Annotated in this window: 9 protein-coding genes and 1 other RNA gene; 9 read left to right on the top strand and 1 reads right to left on the bottom strand. The window is 64.4% G+C overall.

Features of this window, described 5'->3' with window-relative positions:
* The 9 genes from prfB to X803_RS0116065 form a co-directional block, all read left to right on the top strand.
* On the top strand, window positions 1-991 hold a 991-nt coding region (prfB, locus tag X803_RS20685), incomplete at its 5' end, for a peptide chain release factor 2 (protein ID WP_035779499.1).
* A 151-nt stretch (window positions 992-1142) separates the two neighbouring features.
* Window positions 1143-1847 (top strand): cell division ATP-binding protein FtsE, encoded by a 705-nt coding sequence (gene ftsE / locus X803_RS0116095; protein ID WP_026545931.1) that lies wholly within the window; start codon window positions 1143-1145, stop codon window positions 1845-1847.
* Window positions 1844-2755, top strand: a complete 912-nt coding sequence (gene ftsX / locus X803_RS0116090) for a permease-like cell division protein FtsX (protein ID WP_026545930.1) — start codon at window positions 1844-1846, stop codon at window positions 2753-2755. The genes ftsE and ftsX overlap by 4 nt, the downstream gene beginning before the upstream one ends.
* A 26-nt stretch (window positions 2756-2781) precedes the next feature.
* On the top strand, window positions 2782-4314 hold the full coding sequence (locus X803_RS0116085) for a peptidoglycan DD-metalloendopeptidase family protein (RefSeq protein ID WP_026545929.1): 1533 nt from the start codon (window positions 2782-2784) through the stop codon (window positions 4312-4314).
* A 112-nt stretch (window positions 4315-4426) separates the two neighbouring features.
* Window positions 4427-4900 (top strand): SsrA-binding protein SmpB, encoded by a 474-nt coding sequence (smpB, locus tag X803_RS0116080; protein ID WP_026545928.1) that lies wholly within the window; start codon window positions 4427-4429, stop codon window positions 4898-4900.
* The gene (locus X803_RS0116075; protein ID WP_026545927.1) at window positions 4897-5268 is read left to right on the top strand and encodes a hypothetical protein; all 372 of its coding nucleotides are present in this window, start codon (window positions 4897-4899) and stop codon (window positions 5266-5268) included. Before smpB ends, X803_RS0116075 begins: the two co-directional genes overlap by 4 nt.
* Before the next feature lie 127 nt (window positions 5269-5395).
* Window positions 5396-5763, top strand: a transfer-messenger RNA (tmRNA) gene (gene ssrA / locus X803_RS21655).
* A gap of 160 nt (window positions 5764-5923) precedes the next feature.
* Window positions 5924-8089: a S8 family serine peptidase gene (locus tag X803_RS20680; protein WP_051470839.1), complete on the top strand. Its 2166-nt coding sequence runs from the start codon at window positions 5924-5926 to the stop codon at window positions 8087-8089.
* A 50-nt stretch (window positions 8090-8139) separates the two neighbouring features.
* On the top strand, window positions 8140-8364 hold the full coding sequence (locus X803_RS0116065) for a hypothetical protein (RefSeq protein WP_026545926.1): 225 nt from the start codon (window positions 8140-8142) through the stop codon (window positions 8362-8364).
* A gap of 1 nt (window position 8365) precedes the next feature.
* On the opposite strand, the gene X803_RS20675 is transcribed toward X803_RS0116065, so the two are convergent.
* Window positions 8366-9125: ROK family protein (locus X803_RS20675; protein ID WP_156930099.1), on the bottom strand; the 760-nt coding region annotated here is incomplete at its 5' end.

Here is a 9125-nt window from a genome sequence, read left to right as displayed (position 1 = left end):
ACCCAACCTGTGGGATGATCCCGCCGCAGCCCAGCAGATCACCTCCAGGCTCTCCCACAAGCAGACCGAGCTTGACCGGCTCGCCAGGCTCGCGTCGCGCATCGATGACATGGAAGTCCTCGTGGAGCTCGCCCAGGACGAGGACGATGAAGACTCGCGCCTGGAAGCGGTCAGGGAACTAACCTCGCTCAGCAAGGCGCTCGACGAACTCGAAGTCGTCACGCTGCTCGCCGGCGAATGGGACGAGCGAGAAGCCGTGGTCACCATCCGCTCCGGCGCCGGGGGAGTGGATGCAGCGGACTTCGCCGAAATGCTCCTGCGCATGTACCTGCGCTGGGCCGAACGCCGCGGCTACCCCACGCAGGTCCTCGACACCTCGTACGCCGAGGAAGCGGGCCTCAAATCGGCAACCTTCGAGGTCAAGGCACCCTACGCGTTCGGCACACTGTCCGTCGAAGCGGGCACCCACCGTCTGGTGCGCATCAGTCCCTTCGACAACCAGGGCCGGCGACAGACGTCCTTCGCGGCGGTCGAGGTCATCCCGCTGATCGAACAGACAGATTCGATCGAGATACCCGACAACGAGATCCGCGTCGACGTTTTCCGTTCCTCCGGACCGGGCGGCCAATCGGTCAACACCACGGACTCCGCCGTCCGGCTGACCCACATTCCCACTGGCGTCGTCGTCTCCATGCAGAACGAGAAGTCGCAGATCCAGAACCGGGCCGCCGCGCTCCGGGTCCTGCAATCCCGCCTGCTGCTGCTCAAGAAGGAGCAGGAAGACGCGGAGAAAAAGGCGCACGCCGGTGACGTCAAGGCCTCCTGGGGTGACCAAATGCGCTCCTACGTGCTGAATCCCTACCAGATGGTGAAGGACCTTCGTACCGAACACGAGGTGGGCAACACCTCCGCGGTGTTCGACGGCGAGATCGACGACTTCATCGATGCGGGAATCCGCTGGCGGGCCAACAACCGCAACAGCGAGGACTAAATCCCCAGGCAGCGGTGCCCGTTATGGATTCGCGACACACCGCGAGAATGCCCGGTGTCCCGCCGACCTGCTGCCTATAGTCAAGGAGCCGGTGCTCCCTTCCCCCACCCCTGCCCGTGCACTGGCGGTGTTATGTGGGCGCAGAATAGCCATGATCAGATTCGAGCACGTCACAAAAGTCTACGATCAGAAATCGAAGCCCGCCCTTGACGGTGTCAGCCTTGACGTCGACCGCGGCGAGTTCGTCTTCCTGGTCGGCGCGTCCGGCTCCGGCAAGTCAACCTTCATTCGCCTGGTGCTCAAGGAAGACCGCGCAACCCGCGGCGCCGTATACGTCGCAGGACAGAACGTCGCCAATATCCCCAGCTGGCGCGTCCCGAAACTGAGGCGCGGTATCGGCGTCGTCTTCCAGGATTTCCGGCTCCTGCCGAACAAGTCCGTCTTCGCCAACGTCGCGTTCGCGATGCAGGTCATCGGAAAGAGCAGGGCGGTCATCCGGGAAACCGTTCCCGAGGTGCTGAAGACCGTCGGACTCGAGGGCAAGAACAACCGCATGCCGCACGAACTTTCGGGCGGCGAGCAGCAGCGCGTGGCAATTGCCCGCGCCATTGTGAACAAGCCGGGCATCCTCCTCGCCGATGAGCCCACCGGAAACCTGGACCCGACCACCTCCATGGGCATCATGAAAGTCCTCGACAGGATCAACCAGAACGGCACCACCGTGGTGATGGCAACCCACGACGACGACATCGTGAACACCATGCGCAAGCGCGTGGTCGAACTCCGGGACGGATCCGTGGTCCGTGACGACGCACAGGGCATCTACATCGGTACGACGACGGCGGCTGCCGGATGAGGTTTGCTTTCGTTCTCGGGGAGATCGCCTCAGGCATGCGCCGCAACCTGGTGATGGTGGTCTCGGTTGTTCTGGTGACCTTCATTTCACTGACCTTCGTTGGAGCAGCCGGACTGCTGCAGCTCCAGATAGACCAGATGAAGGGGTACTGGTATGACCGCGTGCAGGTAGCGGTCTTCCTCTGCGTCGAAAACTCCACCTCGGAAAGCTGTGCCTCAGGGCCGGTCACCGACGAGCAGCGCACCGCAATCGAGGCGAAACTGAAGTCGCCGGAGTTGAGCGCCTATGTGGACACAGTTCAGTACGAGTCGCAGGACCAGGCGCTGGTCCACTTCCGCGAGCAGCTTGCCAACTCACCGATCGTGGAAGCGGTCACTGCCGAACAGCTCCCGGAGTCGTTCCGGGTGGGGCTCGTGGATCCGGAGAAGTACGAGGTCATCAGCGAAGCATTCTCTTCACAGCCTGGTGTTGACATCGTGAGCGACCAGCGCGAGTACCTCGAGGAAATTTTCGGGTATATCAACATCGCCTCCCTCGTTGCCCTGGGCATCGCCGTCGTCATGAGCGTAGGGGCCATCCTGCTGATCGCAACCACCATCCGGCTCTCCGCATTCAGCCGGAGGCGGGAGACCGGCATCATGCGGCTGGTCGGTGCCAGCAAGGCGATCATCCAGCTGCCCTTCGTTCTTGAAGGAGTCATTGCGGCCGTCCTGGGTGCGGCCATCGCGTCTGGAACGCTCTGGGCCGTCCTGCGTTACGGCGGGCAGTGGCTCTCCCGGGAGTACCCGCAGATGGGATTCATCTCGACGCAGGAACTCCTGCTGGTAGTCCCCGCGCTGTTCCTTCTGGGGGCACTCCTGGCGGGCGCGTCGTCCCTCCTAACCCTCAGACGCTACTTGAAGGTTTAGGGTAGGTACTTGTGAGAAAAGACCGTATGCACGGCATGATGCCCTGCCAACTCCGTTCCGTCCGCCGGCCGGGAACAATCAGGACCCTGACTGCCTTGTCGCTGGTCACAGCCGCCGCGTTCACGCTGACACTCAGCGGGCCCGTCCACGCGGATGAACTGGCCGACCGCAAGTCAGCCCTGGAGCAGCAGATCGAGGAAGTTCAGCAGTCGATCGAATATCTCGACTCAGACATCGCGGAGACCATCGCGCAGCTGAAGGTCTACCAGGGGCAGCTGCCCGGAGCGCAGCAGTCCCTTGCCGATGCGCAGGGTCGCGTGGAGGCGGCCACGGCGGAAGTCAATGCGCTCGCCCAGCGGGTCCAGCTGGCGCAGGAGACCAAGAACAAGATCACCGAACAGCTCAAGCAGGACGAAGCCGAGATGGCCGAGACCCGCGAGGTGATCGGCCAGATCGCAACCCAGGCGTACAAGAGCGGGGGGGTGCCCACCGGTCTCTCGATGATGCTCGGCAGCAAGGGCTCGGACGGTTTCGCCTCCATGGAGCTGGTGCAGCAGGCACTGCGCAACCAGAACTCGGCCCTGGAACGCCTGGCACAGCAGAACGCAACCAACGTCAATTCGCAGGCGCGGCTGGTCGCAGTCGAAGAGGAGATCGTCGACCTGAAGTCGAAGGCCGACGCCGCCCTGGCCGCTGAACAGGTGGCCCGGGATGAGGCGGCGGCCGAAAAGGCCAAGGTGGACAAGCTCATCTCGGACACGTCGAAGCTTTCCGACAAGCTGCAGAAGCAGAAGCCGGTTATCGAGGCAAAGCTTGCCAAGGTCGAGGAAGCGCACCAGCAGGTCGTCGTCGATATTGCCGAACGCCAGCGCCGCCTGATCGAAGAGGCCCGCAAGCGTGAGGAAGCCCGGCTCAAGGCCGAGGCCGAGGAACGGGCCAGGATCGAGAACGAGCGCCGAGCCGCAGCGGCCGCGGAAGCGAACCGCCGCGCGGCTGCGGAGGCTGCCGAGGCCAACCGCCGAGCCGCGCAGGCCGCCGCTGAGGCGAACCGTCCCCGGCCCGCGCCGGTGGTTCCTGCCCCGATCGTGCCGGAGCCGGTGGCTCCGGTCATCGTTCCGCCGCCGGCATCCAGTCCGTCAGCGTTCGGACTGCGCGCTCCGGTCAGCGGACCGATCACCTCCGGCTACGGCTGGCGCCCCACACCGCTCGGAACCATCGATTTCAACGGGTCCGGCGGCTACACCCACACCGGAATCGACTATGGGGTCACCTGCGGAACACCGCTGTACGCTCCGGCGGCAGGCGAAGTCTGGTACGCGGATTCCAACGCCCTGCCGGGTGCCGGCAACCGGATAGTGCTCAACCACGGCGTGGTCGGCGGTAACGCTTTGGCGACCAACTTCTACCACCTGGCAAGCTACGTGGTGGGCCCGGGACAGCGCGTGAGCGCCGGGCAGCTGATCGGCTATACAGGTACCACCGGCAACTCCAACGGCTGCCACCTGCACTTCGAGACTGTGCTCAACGGTAGCCTGGTTGATCCGATGGGGCTGATGTAGCGGACGGCCGTTCTCCACAGCCTCCGACGCCGGTTCCGCCCGGACGCCGTAGACTGGGATGCACTGTCCGCAAGCATTCGCAATGCGCACCGCACTAGTGAAGGAGTCCACCGTGCCCAGGGAAAGTGGCCGTCAGGTAGTGGCCACCAATCGGAAGGCCCGGCATGACTATCAGGTGCTGGACACCTACGAGGCCGGCATCGCACTGCAGGGTACCGAAGTGAAATCGCTCCGGGCCGGACGCGCGTCCCTGGTGGACGGGTTCGCAATTTTCTACAACGACGAGCTCTGGCTCGAAGGCATTCACATTCCGGAGTACTCCCAGGGAAGCTGGACCAACCATGCGGCCCGGCGTCGTCGTAAACTGCTCCTGCACCGCGAGGAGTTGACCAAGATTTCCCATAAGATCCGCGAGAGCGGCTTCACCATCGTCCCGCTGCAGCTGTACTTCCTCAACGGACGCGCCAAGGTGGAAATTGCCATCGCCCGCGGCAAGCGGGACTATGACAAGCGTCAGACCCTGCGCGAACAGCAGGACAACCGTGAGGCGCTGCGCGCCATGCGTGAGCGGAACCTCGGAGCATGAGCGACGTCTTCTGGGACGCCCAGGATTCCGACGACGAGGTTGAGGAATCAGAACTCAGGTACAAGCGGCCGTGGTGGGTGACGGTTGGCGCGATAGTGAACCTGCTGCTGCTGTTCGCCGTGGTCCCGGCGGGGTTCCTGGCGCTGATTCCCTTCTTTTTCCTGATCTACGTGTACTTCGCGCAGATCCTGGTCTGGATTTCGCCTGTCCTGATCCTGCTCAACATAGCGGTGTTCTGGTGGAGCTTCCGGCGCAAGCAGGCGGCCACGACGGCGCTGGCCGCTTTGGGACTGGCCTTTGTCGCGGTGTCATTCGTGGTGCTGATGCTGTGGCAGTCCCAGATCATCATTCTTGGGATCAGGTTCTAGGCGCCTCAGCGCACCGGGAAAGGCGCACCCGGGAATGAATTTCCGGAACGGTGCGTTAGAATGGATAGCCCGGAGCAATCCGGGAACGGTTGAGACAACTGGCAACGGTTGGTTGAAAACTGAATATGGGGATGACAGGTTTCGACGATGTTAGTCGCGACAGGGGAAGCGGGCCGAGGATACAGAGTTATCTCGTAAACGCTCTCTGTAAAACAATAAGTGCCGAACAGAAGCGCACTGACTTCGCTCTCGCTGCCTAAGCAGCAGAGCTAGTCCGTCAGCCCGGGTATGCTCTCGACCCGGTTCCTGGCGTCATTTAGAGGGCCACTGCTCTTGGTTTTCGTTGCAGGAACCAAGGGGACACTTATGCAACTGAGCTCGGCAGCCACTTGTTTGCATGATGGCTGGAGCTGAGAAAAACCGACGCAAACTGCGCCCGGAGAAGCCCTGACTACACTGCATCGGACGCGGGTTCAATTCCCGCCATCTCCACTGACAAAAGCCCCGGTTCGCCGGGGCTTTTTCTGTGCCTGCCGCAGGTTGTGCTGTGTTTGTCCCGCGGAGAGCCGAAGGATTGGCCAAGGTCGGTCGCTCCCGTGCGCGTGGTTCGGTACGGTTGATGTGACCGCCTACCGCAATCCTCAGGACTCTCCGTATGCCCTCTCTGCGCTCCGGTTCCCGCGTTCTCCTCCCGCTCGCCATGACGACGGCGATCGGCGCCTCGCTGCTTGCCGCACCCGCCGCCGGTGCCCTGTCTGAGCCGACACAGGTTCCGATCGACGAGTCCGTCGCCGCCCCTTCGCGCGCAGACGTGGGCGGAAACCAGGCTGCTGACCGGTTCATCGTGAAGTTCCGGCAGGATCCGGCGGCAGCGCCGGCCAACAGGGGCAACGCCTATGGCCGGGTGGCGAAAGAACTCGGCATCCCGGTCAGGGAACTGAGGGAAACTGCAGGCGGTGCTGTGGTCGTTGAAGCGACCGGCGACGTGTCTGCGCAGGCTGCCGACGCCGTCGTCGGGGTACTTAATGCACATCCCGACGTTGAGTACGCGGAGATCGATGTGCTCCTCCATCCGTTGGCAACGCCGAACGACCAGTACTACCAGCACCAGTGGAACCTGCACGAAGACACGGCCGGGCCACGGACCCCGGCTGCCTGGAACCGCTCAACGGGCCTGGGCCAGACCATCGCCATCCTGGATACCGGCATCACCGAGCACAGCGACCTGGCGGCCAACGTCCTTCCCGGCTACGACTTCATCGGCGATGCGGCGCTGGCCGCGGACGGCAACGGACGGGATCCCAACCCCAGCGACCCCGGTGACGCCTGTGCGAGCGACGGTTCGCGGTCCTCCTGGCACGGCACGCATGTGGCAGGGACCGCGGGAGCAGTGGGAAACAACTCAAAGGGTGTGGTGGGTGTCGCCTATGGAGCAAAGCTTCTGCCGCTTCGGGTGATCGGCGCCTGCGGCGGCCGGTTGAGCGACACCGTGGACGCCGTGAGATGGGCAGCGGGCGGAATCGTGAGCGGAGCGCCCCTGAATCCCACACCGGCGCGTGTCATCAACATGAGCCTCGGCGCGGAAGCCGTATGCCAGGCAAGCATGCAGTCAGCCATCGACTTTGCTGTGCAGCGGGGCTCGGTGGTCATCGCCGCGGCAGGCAACGAAAGCCAGCCGGCAGCAAACGTCTCCCCGGCAAACTGCCGGAACGTGGTCACGGTGGGCGCGACCAGCCGGGCCGGAGACAGCGCCAGCTACAGCAACTACGGTCCGGAACTGGACGTCAGCGCACCCGGCGGAGACGGTAACACAGGTGCCGAAAATATCCTTTCCACGGTCAACAGCGGCACCAGCGCGCCGGCCGGCGCAACGTACGGCTACATGCAGGGCACCTCGATGGCTGCGCCGCACGTGGCCGGCGTCGCGGCACTGATGCTCTCGGTCAATCCCTTGTTGAGCCCGGCACAGATCGAGCAGACCCTCCGCGATACTGCACGTTCGCTGCCCGGCACCTGCACGGGCGGCTGCGGCACAGGAATCGTCGACGCGGATGCGGCTGTTGCCCGTGTGGCAAGTGAAGCGTTCTCGCCGTCGCTGCGCAGCGAGGCGGACGTCGTCGCGGCAGACAGCGCCGGCACCCTCTGGAACTATCCCTCGAACGGCGCGGGCGGCTTCTCCAACCGCGTCAAGATCGGGAGCGGCTGGTCCTCACTGAAGAGCGGCTTTGTCACGGACTGGAACCAGGACGGCGTGCTGGACATGGTTGCCCAGTGGAAAGACGGGCGCCTCACGGTCTACCCCGGCAAGTATGCGGGAGGCTTCGGCGCGGCGCAGGCCATCGGCACCGGCTGGAGAGACTACTTCGTGACCGTGGGACAGTGGCGTTCGGGAGACCGGTTCCCCGGCATCGTGGCGACGGACCCCAATGGCGCTCTCTGGTTCTACGGGAACGGTTCCGGCGGCGCGTTGAGCGGCAGGACCGCAATCGGTACGGGCTGGAAGGGTCTCTACCTCACCATGACCGATTTCGACGGCGATTCCCGGATGGACATCCTCGCGAAGAAGGCCGACGGCAAGCTCATCCAGTACCGCTCGGACGGCGCGGGCCGATTCCTTTCGGAAAGCCGGACGACGATCGGCACCGGGTGGGGCATCATCGATTCCATGACGGACCTTCCCGGGTTCAACGGGATGAACCAGCAGGGCATCATGACAAGGCTCACGGACGGCAGGCTGGCGTACTACCCGTTTGCCAACGGCGTCTGGGGAGCGCGGACCATCGCGGGATCCGGCTGGGGCGGGTACAACCTCTTCCGCTGAGGGCGGCCGTAACGGGTCCATGCAAGGGTGCGGAAACGTAGACTGTCCGGGTGAGCACCGCGAATGACCGGCCGTCCTGGCTGCCGCCGCTACCGCCTCCGCACCGCGGCCGGGCGTTGATCAGGGTGGGTCTGGTACTCGTCATCGCAACGTTCATCTACATCTTCGTGATGGGTTATCTGGGCGGCACCCATACCCTCCTCACGCTGGTGCCGCTCGCAACCGGCCTGATCTGCCTCATTGTGGGCCTCACGAGGCAGAACGAGGGCCGCTAGCTCAGCGGGTGGGACCCAGAATCGAGTTCTGGATGGCGACGGCCGCAGCGCCGCGTGCCCACTGCCCGAAGTCCGTCGGCTCACGTTCCAGCTGCACCGGTGCTGCCTCGGGGTCGCGGTGTTCCCGGATGGATTCGCTGATTTCTTCGGAGGCGACTTCAGCCAGCGCTACTCCCTCGCCGGACAGGACCACGAGGTTGACCATCGTCAGGTTGGCGACGGCGGCAATCAGGGTGCCCAGCGCGGCGCCGGCGTTCCCCACCAGCAGGGAAGCGATCCGGTCCCCATTCCGTGCCCGCTCGAGGATTTCCTCATAGCTGCAGTCTTCCTGGGTTGCCATCCGGAACTGCCCGCGGATGGCAGCCATGGTGAGGACGGCGCCCGCGCACCCGCGGTGCCCTTCCTGGCAGAACGGCCCGGCGGAGTCCACGGGATAGTGCCCTACGAGGCCGAGCCCCGCGTCAACCGGAGCAATGACGCGGTCGTTGATGACGAGGCCGTAGCCCACGCCCGCGCCGACCGTGAGCACGGCGAAGTTGCTGATGCCCCTGCCTGCGCCGAACCACTGCTCGCCCACGGTGAGCGCAACGACGTCGTTCTCCACCGTGACGGGGGTGCCGGTGCGTTCCTGTACCAGGTCACCCAGCGGCACCGTGCGCCAGTGCAGGAAGGGCGCGCGCAGCACTGTGCCGTCGCCGTCAACCTTGCCGCCGATGCTGATCCCGATGCCGTCCACCGGCTGGCCGTCAGCCAGTCTGTCG

Origin of the sequence: Arthrobacter sp. 35/47 (assembly GCF_000520475.1) — a bacterium.
Lineage (GTDB): Bacteria > Actinomycetota > Actinomycetes > Actinomycetales > Micrococcaceae > Arthrobacter_D > Arthrobacter_D subterraneus.
The sequence above is the reverse complement of the archived record's forward strand: the minus strand, read 5'-3'. Positions and strand labels throughout refer to the sequence as shown.

Coding starts and splice junctions, on each gene's coding strand:
- X803_RS0116085 (WP_026545929.1), top strand. CDS start 2,782: ATGCACGGCATGATGCCCTGCCAACTCCGTTCCGTCCGCCGGCCGGGA.
- X803_RS0116075 (WP_026545927.1), top strand. CDS start 4,897: ATGAGCGACGTCTTCTGGGACGCCCAGGATTCCGACGACGAGGTTGAG.
- ftsX (WP_026545930.1), top strand. CDS start 1,844: ATGAGGTTTGCTTTCGTTCTCGGGGAGATCGCCTCAGGCATGCGCCGC.
- ftsE (WP_026545931.1), top strand. CDS start 1,143: ATGATCAGATTCGAGCACGTCACAAAAGTCTACGATCAGAAATCGAAG.
- X803_RS20680 (WP_051470839.1), top strand. CDS start 5,924: ATGCCCTCTCTGCGCTCCGGTTCCCGCGTTCTCCTCCCGCTCGCCATG.